The sequence below is a fragment of the Chloroflexota bacterium genome (genome assembly GCA_011322445.1).
Lineage (GTDB): Bacteria > Chloroflexota > Anaerolineae > Anaerolineales > DRMV01 > DRMV01.
In genome coordinates, this window is the sequence record DRMV01000033.1 from 1 (window position 1) to 22,784 (window position 22,784).

Below are 22,784 nucleotides of genomic sequence, written 5' to 3' on the forward strand. Positions count from 1 at the left end.
ATTCCACCGCCATAGGGGTTTTAGCACTACAAGCCGCGGGAAGTCCCCGCCGGAATTTTCTTACTTCGAGGTTGCCCATGAAGCTCATTCCCGAACAAACCGCATTCGTCTTCCCAGGCCAGGGGTCGCAGGCCGTTGGCATGGGAAAAGCCCTCGCCGAAGCCTTTCCCGTGGCAGCCGAGACCTTCGCCGAAGCCGATGACATCCTCGGCTTCCCTCTCAGCCGCATCGCGTGGGAAGGCCCGGCCGAGCGCCTGAACGACACCCGCTACACCCAGCCCGCCCTGGTGGTGCATTCCATCGCCGCGCTGCGCGTGCTACACCAACACCTGCCGGGCTTCCAGCCCGCCTTTATGGCAGGGCATTCCCTGGGCGAACTGAGCGCGCTGATTGCTGCCGGCAGCATGACCTTTGCCGAGGGCCTGCGCCTGACCCGCGCGCGCGGCGAAGCCATGCACGCCGCCGGGGGTGCTCAGGGGGGCATGGCCGCCGTGCTGGGATTAGACATTGCCACGCTGGAAACCATTTGCCAGGAAGCCAGCACCGCCGAAACGCGGGTGGAAATTGCCAACGACAACTGCCCCGGCCAGGTGGTGATCTCCGGCCACAAAGAGGCGCTGGCGCGGGCCATGCAGATGGCACAAGCAGCCGGCGCCCGCAGGGTCGTGCCGCTGGCCGTCAGCGTTGCCGCCCATTCCTACCTCATGGCCCCCGCCCAGGAAGCCTTCAACCGCGCCCTGGAAGCCACCATCATCCAGAAGCCTGCCGTGCCCGTGGTGGGGAACATCCATGCTCGCCCTTTAGAAACCGCCGACGACGTGCGCGCCGACCTGCACGCCCAACTGACCCATCGCGTGCGCTGGACGGAAAGCGTGCGTTTCATGCTTTCCCATGGCGTCAGCACTTTCGTCGAAATCGGCACCGGCAACGTGCTCACGGGGCTCATCAAGCGCATCGAACGCAAAACCACCCGGCTGACGTGCGGTCTTCCCGAAGAATGCGCCGCTTTCGAAGCCTGACACTGCCTTCGGCAACCCCCTCAAAGGCGACATCATGCCAATCGTCACCTGTTGCAGCATAGCAACAGTAGTATAATGAAAGTTGGTAAGTGAAGGTATCTACCGGCCCCCGTACTCGGGGAACGACGACCCACCCTTTTAGGAGGCTTTTCATGGCAAAACGGCCCTTTGTAACCGTAGATGGCAATGAAGCCACCACTTACGTCGCCTACCAGGCCAGCGAAGTGGTTGCCATCTACCCCATCACTCCGGCTTCGCCCATGGGCGAATTGGCCGACCTGTGGGCCGCTGAAAAACGCCCCAACATCTGGGGCAGCGTGCCGCAGGTCATTGAAATGCAAAGCGAAGGCGGCGCCTCCGGCGCAGTGCACGGCTCGTTGCAGGCCGGCGCGCTGACCACTACCTTTACGGCTTCCCAGGGCTTGCTGCTGATGCTGCCCAACATGTATAAAATTGCGGGCGAACTCACGGCAACCGTGTTTCACATCGCGGCCCGCTCCGTAGCCGCTCAGGCGCTTTCCATCTTCGGCGAACACAGCGACGTCATGGCCGCACGCGCGACTGGCTTTGGGATGCTCTTCTCGGCCAACCCGCAGGAAGCCCAGGACCTGGCGCTCATTGCCCACGCGGCCACGCTGGAAGCCCGCGTGCCTTTCTTGCACGTGATGGATGGCTTCCGCACTTCCCACGAAATTCGCAAAATCGAGCGCTTGCTGCCCGAAGACATCCGCGCGATGATCGACGACGAACTGGTGCGCGCCCATCGCGACCGCGCCCTCAACCCCGAAAAGCCCTTCATCCGCGGCACCGCCCAAAACCCCGATGTCTTCTTCCAGGCGCGCGAAACCGTCAACCCCTATTACCTGGCCACGCCCGAAATCGTCCAGAAAGCCATGGACAAATTCGAGCGCATCGTGGGGCGGCGGTACGAACTATTCCAATACGTGGGCGCCCCCGACGCCGAGCGCGTCATCGTGCTGATGGGTTCCGGGGCCGACACCGCGCACGAAGCGGTCGAATACCTCACCCAAAAGATGGGCGAGAAAGTCGGCGTGCTCAAGGTACGCCTCTATCGCCCCTTCTCGGTGGAACACTTCCTCAAAGCATTGCCCAAGACCGTCAAGGTCATTGCTGCCCTCGACCGCACCAAGGAACCCGGCAGCGCGGGCGAGCCGCTTTACCTCGACCTGGTCAACGCCATCGACGAAGCCTACGCGCAGGGCGAAGCCCCCTTCGAAACCCGCCCACGAGTCATCGGCGGCCGCTACGGGCTTTCCTCGAAGGAATTCACGCCCGCGATGGTCAAAGGCATCTTCGACGAGATGACCAAGCCCAACCCGAAGAACCACTTCACCGTGGGCATCTACGACGACCTCACCCACACCAGCATCGACTACGACCCCAACTTCTCTACGGAAGACCCGCGCACCACGCGCGCCGTGTTCTTCGGCCTGGGTTCCGACGGCACCGTCGGCGCCAACAAGAACAGCATCAAAATCATCGGCACCGAAACCGACAACTGGGCACAGGGCTACTTCGTTTACGACTCGCGCAAATCGGGTTCGATGACCACCTCGCACCTGCGCTTCGGCCCCGACCCCATCCGCTCCACCTACCTCATCAGCAAGGCCAACTTCGTGGCCTGCCACCAGTTCTCCTTCCTTGAGCGGGTGAACATGCTCAAAGTGGCCGAAGAGGGCGCAACCTTCTTGCTCAACAGCCCCTACGGCCCCGACGAAGTGTGGGATAAACTCCCCCGCACCGTGCAGCAGCAAATCATCGATAAGAAACTGCGCTTCTTCGTCATCGACGGCTACAAAGTCGCCAAAGAAACCGGCATGGGCGGCCGCATCAACACGATTTTGCAGACCGCCTTCTTCGCCATCAGCGGCGTGCTACCGCGCGACGAGGCCATTGCCAAAATCAAAGAGGCTATCAAGAAAACCTACGGCCGCAAGGGCGAAGACATCGTCCAAAAGAACTTTGCCGCAGTGGATGCCGCGTTAGAGCACCTGCACGAAGTGAAGGTCCCTGACAAGGTGACTTCCACCTTCGATATGCGTCCGCCGGTACCCCCTGAAGCGCCGGAATTCGTGCAGAAAGTTACGGCGAAAATGATTGCCGGCGAAGGCGATGAAATTCCGACCAGCATGTTGCCGGCCGACGGCACCTACCCCAGCGGCACCACCCAATGGGAAAAACGCAACATCGCCCTGGAAATTCCGGTTTGGGAAACCGACCTGTGTATTCAGTGCGGCAAATGCGTGATGGCCTGCCCGCACGCGGTGATTCGCGCCAAAGTGGTGGATCCCGAACTGCTCAAGGATGCACCACCGACCCTCAAGCACATGCCGGCCAAATGGCGCCAGTTCAAGGGCATGGAATACATCATCCAGGTCGCCCCCGAAGACTGCACCGGCTGCGGCCTGTGCGTGGAAGCCTGCCCCGCGGTGGACAAGAAAGACCCCAACCGCAAAGCGCTCAACATGGCGCCTCAGCCGCCGCTGCGCGAGCAGGAAGCCGAAAACTGGGACTTCTTCCTCAACCTGCCCGACCCGCCGCGCAAGGAACTCAAATTCAACGTCGTCAAAGACGTTCAACTGCTTGCTCCGATGTTCGAGTTCTCTGGCGCGTGCGCGGGCTGCGGTGAAACGCCGTACCTCTCGCTGCTCACCCGCCTCTTCGGCGACCGCGCCGTCATCGCCAACGCCACCGGCTGCTCCTCCATCTATGGCGGCAACCTGCCCACCACGCCGTGGTCCTACGGCAAAGATGGGCGCGGCCCCGCCTGGTCCAACTCCCTCTTCGAAGACAACGCCGAATTCGGCCTGGGGATGCGCGTGGCGATCGACAAACAGCGCGAATACGCGCTGGAACTGGTCGAGATGATGGCTTCCCAAATCGGTGAAGACCTGGCGAAAGCCATTCTGGAAGCCGACCAGAGCACCGAAGAAGGCATCCACGCCCAGCGCGAGCGCGTGATTGAACTGAAGAAACGCCTCGAGAAGATGGAACAGACCCCCAAAGTCAAAGACCTCTACCACGTGGCCGACGCGCTGGTCAAGCGCAGCGTGTGGATTGTCGGCGGCGATGGTTGGGCCTACGACATTGGCTACGGCGGTCTCGACCATGTGTTGGCTTCCGGGCGCAATGTCAACATCCTCGTGCTCGATACCGAGGTGTACTCCAACACCGGCGGGCAAATGTCGAAAGCCACCCCGCGGGCTGCGGTGGCGAAGTTTGCCGCTGCCGGTAAGCCGCTGCCCAAGAAAGACCTGGTGATGATGGCGATGACCTACGGCAACGTCTATGTTGCTCGCGTAGCCATGGGCGCCAACGATGCCCACACCACCAAAGCCTTCCTGGAAGCCGAATCTTACGACGGGCCTTCGCTGATCGTGGCCTACTCCCACTGCATCGCCCACGGCTACGACCTGCGCTATGGCTTCGACCAGCAAAAGAAAGCCGTGGATTCCGGCTACTGGCCGCTCGTGCGCTTCGACCCGCGCCGCATCAAGCAGGGCAAGAACCCGCTGCAACTCGATTCTCGCCCGCCGAAGATTCCGTTGCACGAATACGTCTACAACGAAAACCGCTACACCATGCTGGCCCGCAGCCAGCCCGACCGTGCAGAGGAACTCCTCGCCAAAGCGCAGGAAGACGTCAACATGCGCTGGCAAATGTACAAGATGTGGGCGCAGATGAAGTTCGACGTGGACGAAGACGACGGCGGGAAGAAATGACCGCCCACCAGGCAAAAAAAGCGCCGCCCTTGGGGGCGGCGCTTTTTTTGTGCAAGGGAACCGTTTGATAACCTCTGCTTCGGATTTGTTATTCGTGCACCCACACTCGCGTGCCGTTGCCGCTGCTTTCGAAATCCCACGGTGCATAAGTCGGCGTGCTCCACCGAAAAACCCACAACGCATCGGCATTCCGCATGTTGATGCACCCGTGGCTCATCGGCATACCGAAATTGTCGTGCCAGTAAGTGCCATGAAACGCCACGCCCGTCTTCACGAAAAAACTCACCCAAGGCACGCCGGGCAACTCGTAGGCTTCCAGCGATGAAGTCAGGTCGCCGTTACCCATGTGCCGGGCAGGAAACTTGTTGAAAATGCGGAAACGCCCCGATGGTGTGCGCGTGGGAATGCCATTATCGGTCGGCTTATCGCTGGGAATGCCCGAAGAAATCTGCATGCGCCGCACTTCCTGGCCAGCCTCATAGGCAATTGTCTCCTGGGTGCCGAGGTCTACTTCCAGCAATTTCTCGCCAGGGGGCACGTCGGGCGAGAGCGGCGCCACCTCTTCGGGCGGAATCAGCCGCAAATGGGGGGCATAAACCTCATACGGCACTTTCAACAGGTCATCGGTGATTTCGTACAACGGCTCACCGTGCTCGCCCAATTTGACCCCCGTCACCCAATGCGTCGAGCCATAATACAAGCGGTAAAGCGGCCGACGGCTGCCATCGGGAAGCCGTTGCCAGCTCTGTGTAAAGGGCACCGTCACCTCTGCCACACGCCCTCCCGGCGGAATTGCTACCGCCACCGGGTTGAGGCGCACAGCCACCCGCTGGGTGTAAGCCGTGTGCAGGAAACCACCAGGCACGCGATACCAACGAGGGTTGCGCGGCGGGCCGTGCGGGGAAACCACCTCCGCCAGCACCCGCACCAGCGTATCGCGAGGGTAAGTGAGCACACGCGGACTACGCAGGTCGGCTTCCCGATGCAAAGGGACGTCAGGAATGGTAATGCGCGCCAGGCCAATGAAAGGCCATGCCCCCTGGGGCATGCGCGCCAACGGACGCCACGCCAGCCCCCCCAGCCCCAGCAAAGCCAGTTTCAATACATCCCGGCGGCTGAGCGCAGCAGGTTTCATGGCGTCAACGGAAGGTCCACGATGAACGTGGTGCCCTCACCGGGCTTGCTATGCACGCGAATATGGCCGTGGTGGGCTTCCACAATGCGTTTGCAAATGTAAAGCCCCAACCCCGAACCGGTGGCTCGCTGGGCGCTGCCCGGCACCCGATAAAACTTCTCGAACAGGTGCTTGAGGTGCTCCGGTGCAATCCCCACACCGGTGTCGCTCACGGTCACGACAAGGTGCCCGTTTTCCCGATAGGCCGCCACGCGAATTTTCCCGCCTGGCCGGTTGTATTTGATGGCATTGCTGACCAGGTTGATCAACACCTGCTTGATTTTGCCCCGGTCGGCTTCCAGCGGCGGCAAATCGTGGGGGATGGCCGTTTCCACCGTCAAGCCGGCTGCCTCGATTTCGGCTGCAAAGAGTTGCAGCACTTCGTCCACCAAAGGGGCCACGGCAAAGCGTTCACGATGGAAGCGCGCGCGCCCCGACTCTAACGCTGCAAGGTCGAGGAAAGTGGTCGTGAGTTCATTGAGATAGCGGGCTTCCCGCTCGATGGCATCAATGGCCTGCCGGCGCTGCGCTTCCGAAATCTGGGGAAAGCGCAGCAGTTGGGTTGCCGCCAAAATAGCCCCCAACGGCGTGCGCACTTCGTGCACCAGTTCGGCGATCAAATCAGCCTGCAAGAAAAGGCGGGCGTTCTGAATAGCCACTGCCGCCTGCGCGCCCAACACCGTCAGGATCTCTTCATCGGCATCCGAAAAAGCGCCGCTGCGCTTGTTGACCGCTTCCAGCACGCCAATGGGCTCGCCATTGGCAATCAACGGCACGGCAATCAGGCTTTCGGTCGCGATATGCGTCAGTTTGTCGAGGTGTCCGTAATGGTCGGGGTCGGTATGGGCATGCTGGCGCCGCACAGGGCGACGGCGACGGAGCGCCAGGCCAGCCAGGCTGCCTTCCAGCGGCACTTGCATCGTTTCCTGCAACGCCCCAGAAAGGTTGGTCGCCGTTTGGAAATGCAAAATCTTACGCTGAGGGTCATACAGCAAAATCGAAGCAGCCTCAGCATCGCTAAGTTCCGCGGCAGCCGTCACAATGCGATGCAAAAGCGATTCCAGATCCAGCGTGGCTGCCAGATCGCGGGCAATATCCAGCAAACGGCGATAGGCCTCTAACGGCAATTGCGGCACAGAAGGCGTCATCATGGGGAAAGCACCTGTTCAGCAATAGCGGGCAGAATATCGGCCACATCCCCCTGAAGCACCACATCGGCGCGAGCATCCATGTAAGTGGGCGTTTGGTTGATGATAATCACCGCGGCGCCATGATTGGCAGCCTCCACCGGCAAACGCGCCACCGGCATCACGGCCAGCGACGAACCCGCGATGAGCATCAAATCGCTCTCATGGGCCAAAGCCTGCGCCGCTTCCCACGCCCGCCAGGGCAGTTGTTCACCAAACAACACGACGTCGGGCTTGAGCACAGCGCCGCAATGCGGGCAGTGGGGCACTTCGCCGCTCTCTAAAAAAGCCGGCAGGAACTCGGCGCTGGTGTATGTGCGGTAGCACTGGGTGCAGGTCGCCGTCTCGAGGGAACCATGCACTTCCACCACCCGTTTCGAACCAGCCTTTTGATGCAGGCCATCGATGTTTTGTGTCACAACCCCCGAAAAATGCCCGGCCTGCTCCAACGCGGCCACGGCTTGATGCGCTGCATTCGGCTCGGCCTGCAAAATCGTTTCCAGCAACGGACGCACCCAGGCAAAAAAACGGTCTGGGTGATGGCGAAACGCCTGCAACGAAGCCACTTCTAACGGGTCGTGCTGCGCCCACAGGCCGCTGGAAGGCGAGCGGAAATCGGGAATGCCCGAGGGGGTCGAAATGCCAGCCCCCGTGAGCACCACGCCGCGGCGCGCCCGACGAATGAGCGCCGCCGCCTGGGCAATGCGAAATTCGGTTTCAGAAGTCAAGGGCATAACAAAGTCAGCATCAACGGGATTTTTCGATTTGGGTGCGGACCACTTTGCCCATCTGGGCCGCCAGCATACCGTGGGGCTGCATCAGCACCATCGGCTTGTTGCTCATCTGGGCCCGGTAGGCAACTTCCGGCATCGGTGGGATTACCGTAGCAACCGGCACCCCCAGCCGGTTCTGGATGTCCATCCAGGCCATTTGAATATCCGCCCGGACACGATTGACCAACACCGCAGCAATCTTGCCCTGGCCAATGCCGTGCATAAGTAAGTAATCGATCAGGGTTTTCCCCATCTGCACCGTCTGCGGGAAACCATCGACCACGACGAGAATTTCATCGCACAAAGGTAAAACCTTCGGCGTGGCAGGCTGCAACGAAGGGCCTAAATCCAGCACACTAAAACGCCCCGCCTGCCGCACGTAGCGCGCCACCGTTTCCAGCGCGCTCAAATTGGTGCTGCGAGCCACCTCAGCCGGGTCGAAGGAAGCGAAAAGCAAACGCACCCCCGCAAGATAACTCACCAGCATCTCTTCCACGGCCTGCGGTGTAATCTGCTGTGCAGGCTGGGCCAACAGCGTTCCCAAGCCGTTCAATGCCGGGTGTCCCAGTTCTAACCCCATCGTCCCCTGCCCCGGCCGCAGTTCGGCGATCACCACATCTTCTTTGCTTTCCTGATACAACATAATGCCCAGGGTCAGGGCAATGGTCGAAGTGCCAACCCCGCCTTTGGCCCCCAACACCCCCACCGTCCACCGCGGCTGCGAAGGCCCTGCCGGCGCCGCGGGCAAATTGCCAGTCGTGTGCGTGCCGTGGAGCAACTTCTTGACCCGAGCCAACAATTCGGCAGGATGGGCCGGCTTGGTGAGGTAGTCATCCGCACCGGCATCGAAGCCCGTGAGTTTGTCTTCCACCTGGCTTTTGGCCGTGAACATCAAAATCGGGATGTTTGCCGTTGCCGGGTCTCCCCGCAGGCGGCGGGTAACCTCAAAACCATCCATCTCCGGCATCATGACGTCCAGCAAAATCAGCGCCGGCTTTTCGGCCTTCGCCATCGTCAGCGCCTTCGGGCCGCTATTCGCCACCACAATGCGGTAACCCTGCCGCTGGAGCATCAGCCCCACCAACTTGAGGGTATCCAGGTCGTCATCGACAATCAAGATCTTTTCGTTCGCCATGACCGTTGCTCCTCGTCCTGGGGGGAAACACCGGCTTTGCCATCTGCCGGTCGCCGTGGAATGCCACCCCTTCATTTTACCCTAAAACGCGCCGAAACGGGGAAGGCGCGAGCCGCTTCGCCAGCAGGGTGGTGGTAGAATTTCTCCATCTTCTCTTCCGGGAGGCACTTGCATGAACCCCCTGAAACAACTGCAAACCTTTGGCCAAAGCATCTGGCTGGATTTCATCCGCCGCGGCATGTTGCACGACGGCACGCTGGAAGCCTTCATCACACGCGACGGCATCTCGGGGATGACCTCCAACCCTTCCATTTTCGAACAAGCCATCGCCCAAAGCGACGATTACACCGAGGCGATTGCAGCACTGGTACGCGCGGGCTACAATGCCGACGCCATCTACCAAACGCTCACCGTGGAAGACGTCCAGCGGGCAGCCGATATTTTCGGCAGCGTGTATCAAGAAACACAGCGTCGCGATGGCTACGTCAGCCTGGAAGTCGATCCCCGGTTGGCCTACGACACCCCCGGCACGGTGGAAGACGCCCGGCGCCTTTGGGCGGCGTTAGACCGCCCCAATGTGATGATCAAAGTCCCCGCCACGCGCGAGGGACTGCCCGCCATTCGGACACTGCTCACCGAAGGCGTGAATGTCAACGTCACCCTGCTGTTCAGCGTCACGCGCTATCGTGCCGTAGCCGAAGCCTACCTGGAAGCCCTGGAAGCCCGCCAGGCCCAGGGTTTGCCGTTAGACGGCATCGCGTCGGTAGCCAGTTTCTTTGTGAGCCGCATTGACACCTTGCTGGACGCCTTGCTCGACCAGCATCCCTGCGCCGACGCCCGCGCGCTGAAAGGCCGCATCGCCGTCGCCAGTGCCAAAGCCGCCTATGCCGTGTATCAAGAAATCTTCCACAGCGAGCGGTTCCGGGCGCTGGAAGCCCACGGTGCACGCCCCCAACGCCTGCTGTGGGCCAGCACCAGCACCAAAAACCCGGCTTACAGCGACGTGAAATACATCGAGGCCCTCATTGGCCCGGAAACCGTTTCCACCGTTCCGCTGAAAACCTTAGACGCCTACCGTGACCACGGCCGTCCGGCCGAGCGCCTCACCCAGGGCATTCCTGAGGCCCAGGCCACGTTAGCCCAACTGGCTGAACTGCAAATTGACCTGGAAGCCGCCATGCAGCAATTGGAAGAGGAAGGTGTGCAAAAATTCATCAAGGCTTTTGAAAGCCTGATGCACACCCTGCAGGAAGCCGCCGTGCGTGCCTAAAGCCGCCTTCCCGACGCAAAAACCGCAGGCCGGGAACATGAACCGGCCTGCGGTTCTTCGTCGCTTCTTCATTGGAGCGAGGGGGCAGGAGACTGCTTCCGCAGGCTTCCACATCGCTCGGCCTGCCTCGCAGTGACACACCCTCAAGGGAAGTTCATAACCTGCGTTTCGGATAACGGGTTGAGCGGAGATCGCGAAGCCATCGTCGTCAAAACAGGGCCACAGAGATGATCCGAAACGCAGGCTTCAATCGGCTCTCAATGCTCCGTAGCGGTACCCTGTCCGGCAGAAGGGGGCGGCTTGGGTTCGGCCCGCGTGTTCGGTGCATCGGGGGGAATGAACAAGGTTGCCCCACAATACGGGCACTTGACAATCCCTTTGCCCACGAATTCCCGCGTGCCGCCGCAGTTAGGGCACACGTTGCTCACCATTTTCGCCGCGTCGCTGGCGTAAAAGGTCATGCTTTCCCAGTCGATGTAGCCCGTGAACAACCCCAGACTAACCAAATCGTAAATGGCCTGGGTGATCTGCTGGCGGGTCATCTTCATTTCCACCATCACCTGGCCCAGCGAAACCTGCCCGTGGCTTTGAATCATGCCCAACAGGCGCTGCAACTTGTCGGCTTCGGCTTGCTCCTTTGCCTCGGCCTTGCCTTTCACCAACAAATAGACCCCGATCGCCCCCAGCACCATCGCCGGAAGCGCGCCAAACAAAATAAAGCCCAACACAGCCCCAGGCACAGTGAGTTTGTGCACCGCCAGGCCGCTGGCCATGAAGCCGCCCGAAACGACCAGGGCAGCCACGGCCAGGCCCAGGGCAATCCATCCGCTGGTTTTACCGACGTTCATAGAGCGTCCTCCTTGATTGATCGCCTCGTTAAAGTTTCCAATGACGTAGTTCCAGCGACTTCTGCAAAAGGCGGTTTAGCCGAAACCGCTGGAGCCGCCGCCACCGCCGCCACCGCCGCCGCCACCGCCGCTGAACCCACCACCGCTGCCGCTGCTGCTGGGGTGGCTGACGAAAGTAGCCGAGGCCTCATTCAGCGTCGAGAGCAGGCTATCGGCAATGTTGGAAAAGGAATTGAAGGCGCCCGATGCCATACTATCCAACGAAGGTGCACCCTGCCCCGGCGATGCCATGTGGCCGCCCACGGCAGCGCCGCCTCGAGACATGCCGCCGCCATAAGGGTAGAGGGTGTACCATCCGGGCGCAGGCATATCGGGCACCCGTGCAAACTTGCGCACCCAGAGTTTGGAAATGCCAAATGCCGTTGCGTATGGCAGGTAACGATCGAACAGATCTTTGGCTCGTTCCAGCGAAGTATGACGCTCGAGTTCCTGCAAATAGCGTTTGAACGCGCGCCACTTGGCGGCTTCCAGCGCGCCCTGGCGGGTCTTTCGTGGCATTGCCCGGGCAAGCACCAGCCACACAAGCGTCACCACAATGCCCAGGAAGATGGCCGCGCCTCCCGCTGCATGCGCTCCCATCCACTGTGCAGGGAAGTACAGGGCTGAAATCACCCCGCCCAGCAACACTGCCCATGCCATGTATTTCGTGCGCACCTTCTCAGGATCTGAAGGGAACAAGCGAGCACTGACCACCGCCTGGTAGAGTTTGCGCTTAATGTCGGGAATGGAGGTGTAAAATGCGTTTTTCAGGCTTTCCAGCGAACGCTTTTCACCCGGCACCACAACGCCGCCAAAAATCGCCACCATCAACGCCGTCTCAAACGGCAACAAATCGGGCGGCATTTTCTCGGCCACAAAATACGTTTCCTCATGCGTGCCCAGGAAAGCCTTCTTGCGCACCGTTTCAATTTTCAGCACCCCGCGCCGCGCCAGATCGAGCAGCGTAGCCAAAATATCGTCCATATCGGCGCGCTCATCCACCAGCGTGCCTACCATGCCAGGCGGCAACTTACTGGGGGGTTCCGTCACCAACGTCGGCACCACACCCACCGCGGGGTCGCGCCCCCGCTGATACCACAACAGGAAACCACCGCCCAGCGCAGCGGCCATCACCAGGAAGAGAAACAGCCACCACCCCAGGTCGATCCACGGCTGCAGTTTCATCCGCGTTTCCCAGGGCGGGGGAGAAGCCGAGACAAACCCGTGCGGCCATTGCACACGAATTTCCCACTCCGTGCCACCGGGGAAAGGCCCACCCTGAAACTGCACTGTGCTTGCATCCAGCAGTTGTGCGTTTCCATCCTTCTCTCCGTCGAGATACGTCGCGGTCAGAATCTGGCTGCTGTTAAACTCTCCTGGCAGGTGCACCACCACCCGGGCACTCTCAATGGGGTAAGACCGATCGCTTTCGATGAACTTCCAGAAGAACTGGTCGCCTTTGTCGTCAATCCACAACGCCCCCTTCAACACGTAAGTCAGCGTAAATGTCCGCGTCGTATCGGTGATTTCCGGAAAATACCACACGATTTTGCGCGCATTGTCCGTAGCCTTGAGCGTGAACGTATAAGGCTGCCCGCTGTCGTCATGGAGATAGCGCGTTCCCCCTTCCGAAACGCCCCAATCGGTAATGTCTTCCACTCGATTGAGAGGGATTTCGCGGAAAGCGTAATGAAAAGGGCCGCCCATAAAGTCGACCTGCCAGGTTTCCACAATCCGCACATCACCATTTGGCAAAATCGTGATCTCGGCATCTCTGCGCAGGACGTCAACGCTTTTAGCATGAGAAGCCGCCTGGGCCGTTCCCATGCTGCCCCCCACCACCGCAAGCAGGGCTGCCAATAAAAGGACCCACAGCACCCTACGGACAGGCACACGCATACGCCACTCCTTTCAAGTGAACCTTGCACACCCCCGCGGGTATTTCAACCACACTCTCATCATATCATAAAACACCTCAGCCTTGCAAAAGAGCCGCCCGGCCATCGCAAAACATCCGTGGGACCGAGGCCAGAACGCGCCGCCGCTTTTTGAAAGTAACTGCATTAGCGGCCTGCACAGCATCATAGCAGGCATCATAAAAAGTGCGTAACTCTCAATAATAACAAAGGTATATGCGGTATAATTTTTTCATGGTTACATCGACTTCTCTTAAATCCATTTGCGTTTATTGCGGCTCATCGGATGATGTGCCAGCAATGTATTATCAGGCTGCCCACGAGATTGGGCAGGCCATTGCAGCCCGCGGTTACACCGTCATCTATGGCGGCGGCTCCACCGGCCTGATGGGCGCCGTAGCCGATGCCGCGCTGGAAGCCGGCGGCGACGTCATTGGCGTCATTCCCGAACACTTTTACACCCCCCAACTGGCCCACGACCACCTGACCCGGTTGGAAATCGTTGCCGACATGCACACTCGCAAAGCCCGCATGGCCGAACTCGCCGATGCGTTCATTGCACTCCCTGGCGGTTATGGCACACTGGAAGAAATGTTCGAAGCCCTGACATGGGCCCAAATTGGCCTTCACACCAAACCCATTGGGCTGTTCAACTTCCAAGGCTATTACAACCACCTGCTGGCCTTCATCCGCCACGCCCGCGAAGAGGGCTTCATCTTCGACGAGCACGAAGCCCTTTTCGTTCACGCCGCGGCTGCAGAGCCGTTGCTGGATGCCCTGGAAGACTACCGCCACCCTGGCGGGGTGGAACGATGGTTACGCGAAGCGCCTTAAAAGCCGCTGCTCTTGCGGTGAAGGTGGGGTCGCCCCAGTTCACCCCCGGTGAAGCGCTCTTATGGGCGGGCGTACCGAAGGCCCCCCACGCCGCAATGTGACTTGGCGGCTTTCCTGCTTCATGATACTCAGCCGGCCCCCAGGTTCCCCCGCCTGCCACCCCGGGAACGCCTTCCCCTGCTCCCCAACTTCAACACCTACATCATGAACCGGCGTCGTCACCCGCGGCGGTGGGACGACTCGCTGGAAACCGTTGACCTCAAACACAATGGGCACGAATTCCTTCCCCCCAACATGAAACCCTATATCCCTTTCAAGCGTCTAATTTAACACGAGGTTCCTTCATGGCCAAGAAAATCATCGCATCCGTCAAAGGCACTCGCGACTTCTACCCCGAAAAGATGGCCGTGCGCACCTGGCTCTACCGCCAAATGCGCGCCGCCTCCGAAGCCTTCGGCTATCAGGAATACGACGGTCCGTTTCTGGAACCCATTGCCCTTTACGCGGCCAAATCGGGCGAAGAACTGGTCAAAGAACAAGCCTTCGTCTTCCCCGACCGTGGCGGCGACCTGATCACCTTGCGCCCGGAACTCACCCCCACTCTCGCCCGCATGGTCGCCCAAAAGCAAGGGCAACTGGTCTTCCCCCTGCGGTGGTGGTCGTTTGGCCCCTTCTGGCGCTACGAACGCCCGCAAAAAGGTCGCGCCCGCGAATTCTTCCAGTGGAACATTGACATGATCGGCGTCAACAGCCCCGAAGCCGACGCCGAACTGGCCGCTGTGGGCGCAGAATTCTTCCGGCGGGTGGGCCTCAGCCCCAACGAAGTGCAAATTCTGGTCAACAACCGCCGCCTGATGGATTCCCGCCTGGACGCGCTTGGCATTCCCACCGCACAGCGCAAGGCCGTCTTCCGCCTGATTGACCGTCGCGAAAAAATGAACGCCACAGCGTGGGAAGCCTACGCCACCGAAATCGGCCTGAGCGAAGCGCAACAGCAGGGCCTGAAAGACCTGCTGGCCGACGACCGCCTGTGGGAACAATCGGAGGAACTGGTGCGCTTCTTCGCCGCGGCCGAAGCCTTGGGCGCGCGGGAATATCTGCGCTACGCCCCCTACATCATCCGCGGGCTGGATTACTACACCGGCACCGTGTTCGAAGCCCGCGACCGCGACGGCGAATTCCGCGCCATTCTCGGCGGCGGGCGCTACGACAACCTGGTGGGCGATGTGGGCGGCAACCCGCTGCCCGGCGTGGGCTTTGCCATGGGCGATATGGTGGTCACCTTAGTGCTGGAAAAATACGGCCGCCTGCCCGAACTTGTCACCCAGCCCGCGCCCATTCTGGTCACCGTCTTCGACGCTGACCACCTGCTGGAAGCCTACCGGTTGGCCGCCGAAGTGCGTGCTGCGGGCTTCAACGTAGTGACCTACCCCGAACCGGCCAAACTGGGCAAGCAATTCAAATATGCCGACCGCATCGGGGCAAAGGTGGCCCTGGTGCTGGGCCCCGACGAACTCGCCGCGGGCAAAGTGGCCCTCAAGAACCTCGCCACGCGCGAACAACTCCTCATCGACCGCACGACCTTAGACACACAATTACGCCAATATCTCAACCTCTAAATTTTCAAACGCCGCTGTTTACGTCCTGCAAGGCTATCTCCTTCCACATGGCTACTGAGTTTCTGTTCAAGCAAGCCGCCAGGTTATGCAAAGTCCGCTGGGTTGTCTTGCTCTTTGCCACCCTGCTTGCCCTGCTTAGCGTCTCATTGGGGGCTTCGCTTCACCTCTTTCACATTTACCTGCGCCTCATCGCGCTCACAGCAGTCACCAACCTCATCTCCACCATCGCCTACGAACACTATCAGGCCCACGCGCGGGAATATACGTCCCGACAAACCACCGCGCTGCAATGGTGGACTTACTTCCAAACCCTGGCCGACCTGCTGCTCCTCACCGCAGGCATTCATTACACCGGCGGCATCCACAGCCCCGGCATCTACCTGCTTCTCATTTACATCGCTGGCATGGCCATTACCTACGGCGCCATCCTCCCCGTCGCCATCTTTACCGGTATCAGCATGGCGCTGTTCACTGGCCTCTTCGTCGCCTACAAACATCAATGGCTGACACCCGTCGCTATTTTCTCTCCCCCAGCCGACAACCTGCCCCCTCCTGCCAGTTTTACCATCACGATTATCGCTGTCAACGGGCTTCTGCTGGCAATGGCAGGCATTACCCTGGCACAATCCAGCCGCTTGCGCAAATTGTGGGAAGACTCGGAAGCCCAGCGCGCCTTTTTTTCCTCACTGCACCAACTTAGCCGCCACGGCTTGCAATACCACGACCTTCACCAGACCGTAAGTTTTCTCTCACAGCGCCTTCAAACGCTGTTGGAGGCCGATGAAGTTTTCACCATTTTGTGGGAAGAGCGCGGGGGGCATCTTTCACCGCTGGCAACCTACAACATCCACAACGACCTGAAGCACCGCTCTCTTTCACCCCAAGAAAGCGAGGCTTTCCACGAGAACTGCAACATGCTCTTCCAACATCTGGAAGGGCTGCATCCCTTCTGGGTTCACCTCCACAAAGGCCCCCACCCACCGCTTCCGCCCGCCCTGCACCAGCGGCTTCAACAATACCAAAGCCTGCTCCTCTTCCCCATCCACACCCCAGGAAGGCAAACCCTCATTGGGGTGGTTACCCTGGGCTTCCGTCGCACGCCGCGCGACCTGCAGGAATACACCCAACGCGCCCAGCGGGCGCTGGAAGTGGTCGCTCCCCTCTTTGCCCGCACCGTAACCCTCCACCAAACTTCGGCCCATCTGGCGCTGTTACAGGAATTAGCCAACGACGTCACCGGCCTGACACAGAACCTCAACCTGCACCACCTGGCGCCTGCGATCACCGAAAACGCAGCACGCTTGCTCAACGCCACCACGGCCATTTTCATTCCCTATGCCAATGCCCCCCTCGCCCAATACCTAAAAACCTGGCACACGGCAGGGCTTGACCCCTTCCTGGCGCAGGAATGCTACAAACATCAAAACATTTGCCAGCGCCTGCTACGGGACGAGACCTTCCTGCAACTGGCCTTGCCCGAAGATTGCGCGCTTCTTCCGTCCACCTTGCAAGAAGCCTGCAAGGCGCACCATTTCCATGTGCTGGCTTTCTTCACCATCCCTTCCCCGCGAGCGCCGCTCGGCCTGCTCATTTTGCTCTGGCAAGACAAACGCCTGCTGCTCACGCCCCACGAAATCGCCGTGGGGAAACTCTTCGCCGCGCGCGCGGGCGCAGCCCTTTACAACGCTTATCTTTACCACTTGCTCCGCCGAGAAGCCCGTACCGACGCCCTCACCGGCCTCCCTAACCGCCGCGCCGTTGACGAAGCCCTGGAACAGGAATGGAAACGCGCCCAACGCTATCGTCACCCATTTTCCATCGTCATGCTCGACCTCAACCATTTCAAGCGCATCAACGACCAGTTCGGCCATCAAAAAGGCGATGTGGCCCTTCAACACGCCGCAGCCCTTTTGAAACAAAACCTCCGGGAAACCGACTTCGTCGGGCGCTACGGCGGCGATGAATTCCTCATCATCCTCCCCGAAAGCACGCGGGAAGACGCCCGCATCGTCATGCACAAAGTCACCGAAGCCGCGGCCCACACTTCCTGGGACTTCCTGGCCCCCGATTTCCGTCTGACCCTCTCTTACGGCATTGCCACTTACCCCGACGATGGCACCGATGTGTACACCCTGGTAGACATCGCCGACAGAAGGCTATACGAAAACAAGCCTGCCGAATGAGAGGATATGCTATACTTTTTCCCAAAGCCGTCCGGCCTTCCCAAGCCCTGACGCCTTCCCCCCGCATTCTCCCCGGCGGCTATTCCATCCTGTCTTCTAAGGAGACGGAGCCATGTCCCTCTATGACCCCAAAGCCGTTGAAGAAATCCGCGAGCACAAGCAGGCATGGGAAAACACCACCCTCAAACGCTCGCTGGAGCGCTTCCCTGAACGCCAAGAGGAATTCGTCACCGCCTCATCCGAACCCGTGGAACGCCTCTACACCCCCGACGACGTGGCCGATATGGACTACGCCCGCGACCTGGGCATGCCCGGCGAATACCCCTACACTCGCGGCATCCACGCCACCATGTACCGCGGGCGGGTGTGGACGATGCGCATGTTCGCCGGCTTCGGCACCGCCGAAGAGACCAACCAGCGCTTCAAATATCTGCTCGAGCAGGGGCAAACTGGCCTCTCGGTGGCCTTCGACCTGCCCACGCTGATGGGCTACGACACCGACGCGCCCGAGGCCCTGGGCGAATTTGGCAAATGCGGCGTCGCCATTTCCTCCCTGGCCGATATGGAGCGGCTGTTCGAGGGCATTCCGATGGGCAAGGTTTCCACCAGTATGACCATCAACGCCCCGGCAGCCATCATCTGGGCCATGTACATCGCCGCCGCCGAAAAGCAGGGCTTCCGGCAAGAAGAACTGCGCGGCACCATCCAGAACGACATCCTCAAAGAATACATCGCCCAGAAGGAATACATCTTCCCGCCCGAACCCTCCATGCGGCTGGTAACCGACACCATCGAATACGGCTCGAAACACCTGCCGCTGTGGAACACCATCAGCATCAGCGGCTACCACATTCGCGAAGCCGGCTCAACCGCCGCCCAGGAACTCGCCTTCACCCTCTCGGACGGGCTGGAATACGTGCGCTGGGCATTAGCACGCGGGCTGAAGATCGACGAATTTGCGCCGCGGCTGTCGTTCTTCTTCAACTCCCACAACGACTTCTTCGAGGAAATCGGCAAATTCCGCGCTGCCCGCCGCATCTGGGCACGCGAAATGAAGGAAACCTTCGGCGCCAAGAACCCGCGCTCGTGGCTGCTGCGCTTCCACACCCAAACCGCGGGCTGCACCCTCACTGCCCAGCAGCCCGAAATCAATGTCGTGCGCGTCACCATCCAGGCGCTGGCCGCGGTGCTGGGCGGCACGCAATCGCTGCACACCAACAGCCTCGACGAAGCCCTCGCGCTGCCTTCCGAAAAAGCCGTCACCATCGCCCTGCGCACCCAGCAGATCATCGCCGAGGAAAGCGGCGTCACCAACACCATCGACCCGCTGGGCGGCTCGTTCTTCGTGGAAGCCATGACCAACCGGCTGGAAAAGCAGGCCTACGACTACTTCCGCCGCATCGAAGAGATGGGCGGCGTGCTGCCCGCCATCGAAAAGGGCTTCTTCCAGAAGGAAATCTCCGAAGCCGCCTACCGCTACCAGCAGGAAATCGACGAAGGCCGGCGCCACATCGTGGGTGTGAACATCTACAACGACAACAAGCCCTACGAAGTGCCCCTGCTGGAAATGGACCCCGAAGGCTACAAACGGCAGGTCGCCCGGCTCAACGAAGTGCGTGCCAAGCGCGACAAAGGCCGTGTGGGGCAAACGTTAGACCGCCTGCGCATTGCCGCGCAGGGCACCGAAAACATGATGCCCTACATTCTGGACGCGGTGCGCGCCTACGCCACCCTGGGCGAAATCGTGGGCGTGCTGAAAGAGGTGTTCGGCACTTACGAAGAACCGACGTGGATTTAGAAGATGCCCGGTGCACGGTGCAAGATGCATGGTGCAAGATGCACGAATGAAGCGACCGGGCAACCAGGTAACGAAGTGACGAAGTGACAACCCTCAACGTGCTCATCACTGGTGCGGCGCGGCGGGTAGGCAAGATGTTAGCCGAAGCCGTCGCCGAAGCAGGGGGCAACATCGCGCTGCATTACGGGCATTCACGCGCCGCCGCGGAAGCCACCGCGGCGGCGTTGCGCGCCCGCGGCGCCACCGTCGCGCTGCTGCAAGCCGACCTGAACGACCCCACCGCGGCCGCCGCGCTGGTGGGCCGCGCGTGGGATGCCCTGGGCAGCCTGAACGCCCTGGTCAACAGCGCCGCTATCTTTGAAAACCTCACCTGGCAAACCACCGACCTCGCCGCCTGGGAACGCCACCTGCGCATCAACCTGACCGCGCCCTTCCTGCTCTCGCAGGCCTTTGCCCGCCGTCTGCTGGCCCAGCCGGAAGCCACAGGGCGTATCGTCAACATCCTCGACTGGCGCGCCCTGCGCCCCGCCGACGACCACCTGCCCTACACCATCAGCAAGGCCGGGCTGGCGGCGCTGACGCAATCCCTTGCGGTGGCTTTTGCACCCCGCATCACGGTCAACGGCATCGCCCTGGGCGCGGTGCTGCCGCCTTCCGACGGGCAGCCCGCCCCCAAGGTACTGCACGCCACACCCATCAGCCGCTGGGCCACGGCTGAAGAAGTCCGGCACACGCTGCGCTTCCTGCTCACCGGCCCGGCCTACATCACGGGGGAAATCCTTCACCTCGACGGCGGCAGGCATCTGGTGTAACCGAGCCCAAGCGAGGCGCATGGAGATATCAAAAACAGCCCCCGAATCGGGGGCTGTTTGCGTTTCCAGGGCCAAACGCCGCATCTGCTCAGAACTTACGGCAAACTCGTCCAGTAATCCACTTCATCTACTGCCACGGTAAAGTTAGCCGTCTTTTCCGAAGCAATCACCAAACCAAACTTCCCCGCCGCACTGTATCGGCTTTGCGATACCGAAGCCAGCAACACCCGGTTGGCATACAGTTTGATCGTGTTGCCTTCCAGCCACACGCCCATGCGGTTGGTCTGATTAGGCCCTGCATGGATGCCCGCCCCATGAGCCCAGCGGTGCAAGGCAGTGTAATTCGAGCCATCCCAGATATAGATGCGGTAACGCCCATCACAAGAGAACTCAATGACGATACCCTGCGTGGGGTCAGGAGCGCGCACAATCAAGCCGTAGCGGTCCAGGCCGGTGCAGGTATTGCCAGTGATGAAAGTTGCCTCAATGAAACCATCGCCCAACGGCGGGTAAGATGAAAGCGCCCACGAATCCAGCATGCCGGGGGTCAAGGCGTGCAACAGCAGTTTGCCGCCCCCCATCTCGAACCGGGCATCGGCGGTGTCGAGCAAATACCACCGGGCTGCGCTATTCATCGGGTCGGTCACGCTGGGCGCGCCGAGGTTCAGCGTCGCCACCACTTCCGGCACCTTGATTTCCACCCATACCGAGCCTTCGCCCTGTTTCCCCGGCCCAAAGCGGTCGCCTTTGGGGTCTTCCAGCCGCCACTCGCTGCGATAAGTGCCGGGGGTTGTGGGGGCCACAAACTTCACCTTCAGCGTCACCTGCCCTCCCGGCGGCACGGTCTCGGTCAACGGCACCCGGTCGGGAGCGCCCAGCAACTCGCCATCGGTATGCACCAGGGCATAGTTTTTCGTCCACGGGCAGGTGCCGGTGTTTTCCAGCACCCACTCTTTCGTGAACGGGTCGCCCGGTGTGACTTCCGAACCGTCGGGGTAATTCTCGGAAACGAACTTCGCCCGGTTGTCGCAATGCGTCCAGGGGAACCAGCCGAAGCCCACCTCAACGGTCTCTCCCGCACGCACCACGACCTGCCGGAAGCCGGTCTTGACGCCGGGGGCGGTCCATTCGCCTGCGAGAAAGCGCCCAGCATTCGGCGGCTGATAGGGGTCAATGCTCACGCAATAGGTGCCGGGGGCAAGGTTAGGGAAAGCATAATGCCCTTGCTCATCGGTTGTCACCGAGAGGAAAGGCTCACCGGGACATTCCCCGCTTGCCAGGCTCACCTCGACGCCGCTCATGGCCGGCTCTTCATCCTGATGTACGCCATCACCGGCATAGCCAATTTCGGGGTACTGCTTGCAATTAGGACCAGGCGTGGGGCTGGCAGCATCGCCGGTGGTGGTACACAGATCTTGCCATACCAAACCTTCTATCGTGCCGGTGGCAGGCGTGGGCGTGCCTCCCGTCGCTGTCGGGGTAGCACCTCCCGGTTGAGCGGAAGGCACCATCGCACTACCCGAGGGTCCAGCGGTTCCTTGGGGAGTGCCTGCCATCCCCGGCGTGGGTTGGTTCCCCCCGCCGTGCCCCACGATGGCTGTCAACGTCGCCTGCACCGCCGTCGCCACTGGCACCGGTGTGGCCTGCGGCAAATTGCAAGCGGCCAATGCCAACAACAAAACCACAGCAAGCAGAAAGCCAACCCGTTTTGCCACCATCTCGCACCTCACTTGCGCCCCAACAGCGCCAGCGCCCGCCCAAGCAGCAGGCTCAGCCCTCCCAGTAACACAAAGGCATCACGCCAAAAGCGTTCCGGGAACAGGCGGATCAATGAATCACTATAATTGAAAAGCCAGGTATCGCCCTCGAAAAACACGCGATGGAAATCGACGAAGAGCGTTTGGAAAGCAACGACGGCCAGCACGACCACAGCCAACATCAAACCAATGGTCAACCAGCCGCCCCATGCCAACCCACGCCGATAAGCCGCCCACTGACCGCTGCGATAAGCCGCCAGCCCCAACAACACCAGCAGCGCGAGCACGCCATACCACACGGTCAACGCCGCCTTGACCACCCGCTTGACGTCGGCCATGTGGCGCAATTCACGGGCGTTGTAAAGCGGCGAGCCATCGGGCAGGCGTTGCTCAGCCAGGAAGTCAATGCCCGCATTGTTGAGCAGGTATTGCCGCGAAATGTCGGCCCAGTGCAGGCGGTCAGCGGTGGTAAAGCCAAACACATCAGGCGGGAAGTTGGGGGTGCGGTATTCCACCTGAATGAAAAGAGGGGTCAGCATCAGCCGCACCACCCCCAGCACAATGGCAGGCGGCACCAACAACATCACGAGCCAGGAAAGGATTTTGGAAAGCGTCATCGCGTTGCTCTCGTGTGCAAGACAAAAAGCGGCCACCTCGCGGCAGCCGCTCATGCGTTC

General features: G+C 60.7%; 16 protein-coding genes. 8 read left to right on the top strand and 8 right to left on the bottom strand.

Annotation, left to right across the window (positions count from 1 at the left end):
* Nucleotides 1-77 precede the first annotated feature (77 nt).
* Both fabD and nifJ read left to right on the top strand, forming a co-directional pair.
* Nucleotides 78-1,019, top strand: a complete 942-nt coding sequence (gene fabD, locus ENJ54_06280) for a [acyl-carrier-protein] S-malonyltransferase (protein ID HFC09439.1) — start codon at nt 78-80, stop codon at nt 1,017-1,019.
* A gap of 152 nt (nt 1,020-1,171) precedes the next feature.
* Nucleotides 1,172-4,762, top strand: coding sequence for a pyruvate:ferredoxin (flavodoxin) oxidoreductase (gene nifJ, locus ENJ54_06285; protein HFC09440.1), 3,591 nt, complete (start codon nt 1,172-1,174; stop codon nt 4,760-4,762).
* A gap of 88 nt (nt 4,763-4,850) precedes the next feature.
* Here the strand turns inward: nifJ and ENJ54_06290 are convergent, their stop codons facing one another.
* Genes ENJ54_06290 through ENJ54_06305 form a run of 4 tightly spaced genes read right to left on the bottom strand, consistent with a single transcriptional unit; the run spans nt 4,851 to nt 9,106 of the window.
* Nucleotides 4,851-5,897, bottom strand: a complete 1,047-nt coding sequence (locus ENJ54_06290) for a L,D-transpeptidase (protein HFC09441.1) — start codon at nt 5,895-5,897, stop codon at nt 4,851-4,853.
* Nucleotides 5,894-7,087: a GAF domain-containing sensor histidine kinase gene (locus ENJ54_06295; GenBank protein HFC09442.1), complete on the bottom strand. Its 1,194-nt coding sequence runs from the start codon at nt 7,085-7,087 to the stop codon at nt 5,894-5,896. The genes ENJ54_06290 and ENJ54_06295 overlap by 4 nt, the downstream gene beginning before the upstream one ends.
* Complete coding sequence (locus ENJ54_06300; GenBank protein HFC09443.1) at nt 7,084-7,857, bottom strand: NAD-dependent deacylase; 774 nt, start codon at nt 7,855-7,857, stop codon at nt 7,084-7,086. The genes ENJ54_06295 and ENJ54_06300 overlap by 4 nt, the downstream gene beginning before the upstream one ends.
* A gap of 13 nt (nt 7,858-7,870) precedes the next feature.
* Nucleotides 7,871-9,106 (bottom strand): response regulator, encoded by a 1,236-nt coding sequence (locus ENJ54_06305; protein HFC09444.1) that lies wholly within the window; start codon nt 9,104-9,106, stop codon nt 7,871-7,873.
* A gap of 97 nt (nt 9,107-9,203) precedes the next feature.
* Here ENJ54_06305 and tal point away from each other — a divergent pair, with 97 nt between their 5' ends.
* A complete protein-coding gene (tal, locus tag ENJ54_06310) occupies nt 9,204-10,301 on the top strand; it encodes a transaldolase (GenBank protein HFC09445.1) in 1,098 nt (365 codons plus the stop codon).
* Nucleotides 10,302-10,558: 257 nt separating this feature from the next.
* Here tal and ENJ54_06315 read toward each other — a convergent pair whose 3' ends face one another.
* Nucleotides 10,559-11,149, bottom strand: a complete 591-nt coding sequence (locus ENJ54_06315; protein HFC09446.1) for a hypothetical protein — start codon at nt 11,147-11,149, stop codon at nt 10,559-10,561.
* Between the two features lie 75 nt (nt 11,150-11,224).
* Nucleotides 11,225-13,087 carry a DUF2207 domain-containing protein gene (locus ENJ54_06320; protein ID HFC09447.1) on the bottom strand — a complete coding sequence of 621 codons (1,863 nt, stop codon included), beginning with the start codon at nt 13,085-13,087 and terminating at the stop codon, nt 11,225-11,227.
* 251 nt (nt 13,088-13,338) lie between these two features.
* Between ENJ54_06320 and ENJ54_06325 the strand changes: the two genes are divergently transcribed.
* The 5 genes from ENJ54_06325 (at nt 13,339) to ENJ54_06345 (ending at nt 20,350) form a co-directional block, all read left to right on the top strand.
* Nucleotides 13,339-13,938 (top strand): TIGR00730 family Rossman fold protein, encoded by a 600-nt coding sequence (locus tag ENJ54_06325; protein ID HFC09448.1) that lies wholly within the window; start codon nt 13,339-13,341, stop codon nt 13,936-13,938.
* A 344-nt stretch (nt 13,939-14,282) separates the two neighbouring features.
* Nucleotides 14,283-15,557: a histidine--tRNA ligase gene (gene hisS / locus ENJ54_06330; protein ID HFC09449.1), complete on the top strand. Its 1,275-nt coding sequence runs from the start codon at nt 14,283-14,285 to the stop codon at nt 15,555-15,557.
* A 47-nt stretch (nt 15,558-15,604) separates the two neighbouring features.
* A complete protein-coding gene (locus ENJ54_06335) occupies nt 15,605-17,740 on the top strand; it encodes a diguanylate cyclase (protein ID HFC09450.1) in 2,136 nt (711 codons plus the stop codon).
* Between the two features lie 112 nt (nt 17,741-17,852).
* Complete coding sequence (locus tag ENJ54_06340; GenBank protein ID HFC09451.1) at nt 17,853-19,538, top strand: methylmalonyl-CoA mutase; 1,686 nt, start codon at nt 17,853-17,855, stop codon at nt 19,536-19,538.
* 83 nt (nt 19,539-19,621) lie between these two features.
* Nucleotides 19,622-20,350 (top strand): SDR family oxidoreductase, encoded by a 729-nt coding sequence (locus tag ENJ54_06345; protein HFC09452.1) that lies wholly within the window; start codon nt 19,622-19,624, stop codon nt 20,348-20,350.
* A 95-nt stretch (nt 20,351-20,445) separates the two neighbouring features.
* Here ENJ54_06345 and ENJ54_06350 read toward each other — a convergent pair whose 3' ends face one another.
* Nucleotides 20,446-22,068, bottom strand: coding sequence for a hypothetical protein (locus tag ENJ54_06350; protein HFC09453.1), 1,623 nt, complete (start codon nt 22,066-22,068; stop codon nt 20,446-20,448).
* An 8-nt stretch (nt 22,069-22,076) separates the two neighbouring features.
* Nucleotides 22,077-22,778 carry a TIGR01906 family membrane protein gene (locus ENJ54_06355; protein HFC09454.1) on the bottom strand — a complete coding sequence of 234 codons (702 nt, stop codon included), beginning with the start codon at nt 22,776-22,778 and terminating at the stop codon, nt 22,077-22,079.
* Nucleotides 22,779-22,784 lie beyond the last annotated feature (6 nt).

What these genes read in the sequence shown, in the direction of transcription:
- nifJ (HFC09440.1), top strand. Translation starts at nt 1,172, where the DNA reads ATGGCAAAACGGCCCTTTGTAACCGTAGATGGCAATGAAGCCACCACT.
- ENJ54_06300 (HFC09443.1), bottom strand. Translation starts at nt 7,857, where the DNA reads ATGCCCTTGACTTCTGAAACCGAATTTCGCATTGCCCAGGCGGCGGCG.
- ENJ54_06335 (HFC09450.1), top strand. Translation starts at nt 15,605, where the DNA reads ATGGCTACTGAGTTTCTGTTCAAGCAAGCCGCCAGGTTATGCAAAGTC.
- ENJ54_06295 (HFC09442.1), bottom strand. Translation starts at nt 7,087, where the DNA reads ATGATGACGCCTTCTGTGCCGCAATTGCCGTTAGAGGCCTATCGCCGT.
- ENJ54_06320 (HFC09447.1), bottom strand. Translation starts at nt 13,087, where the DNA reads ATGCGTGTGCCTGTCCGTAGGGTGCTGTGGGTCCTTTTATTGGCAGCC.
- ENJ54_06355 (HFC09454.1), bottom strand. Translation starts at nt 22,778, where the DNA reads ATGAGCGGCTGCCGCGAGGTGGCCGCTTTTTGTCTTGCACACGAGAGC.
- ENJ54_06315 (HFC09446.1), bottom strand. Translation starts at nt 11,149, where the DNA reads ATGAACGTCGGTAAAACCAGCGGATGGATTGCCCTGGGCCTGGCCGTG.
- ENJ54_06290 (HFC09441.1), bottom strand. Translation starts at nt 5,897, where the DNA reads ATGAAACCTGCTGCGCTCAGCCGCCGGGATGTATTGAAACTGGCTTTG.
- fabD (HFC09439.1), top strand. Translation starts at nt 78, where the DNA reads ATGAAGCTCATTCCCGAACAAACCGCATTCGTCTTCCCAGGCCAGGGG.
- ENJ54_06305 (HFC09444.1), bottom strand. Translation starts at nt 9,106, where the DNA reads ATGAAGGGGTGGCATTCCACGGCGACCGGCAGATGGCAAAGCCGGTGT.
- ENJ54_06325 (HFC09448.1), top strand. Translation starts at nt 13,339, where the DNA reads ATGGTTACATCGACTTCTCTTAAATCCATTTGCGTTTATTGCGGCTCA.
- ENJ54_06340 (HFC09451.1), top strand. Translation starts at nt 17,853, where the DNA reads ATGTCCCTCTATGACCCCAAAGCCGTTGAAGAAATCCGCGAGCACAAG.
- ENJ54_06350 (HFC09453.1), bottom strand. Translation starts at nt 22,068, where the DNA reads ATGGTGGCAAAACGGGTTGGCTTTCTGCTTGCTGTGGTTTTGTTGTTG.
- hisS (HFC09449.1), top strand. Translation starts at nt 14,283, where the DNA reads ATGGCCAAGAAAATCATCGCATCCGTCAAAGGCACTCGCGACTTCTAC.
- tal (HFC09445.1), top strand. Translation starts at nt 9,204, where the DNA reads ATGAACCCCCTGAAACAACTGCAAACCTTTGGCCAAAGCATCTGGCTG.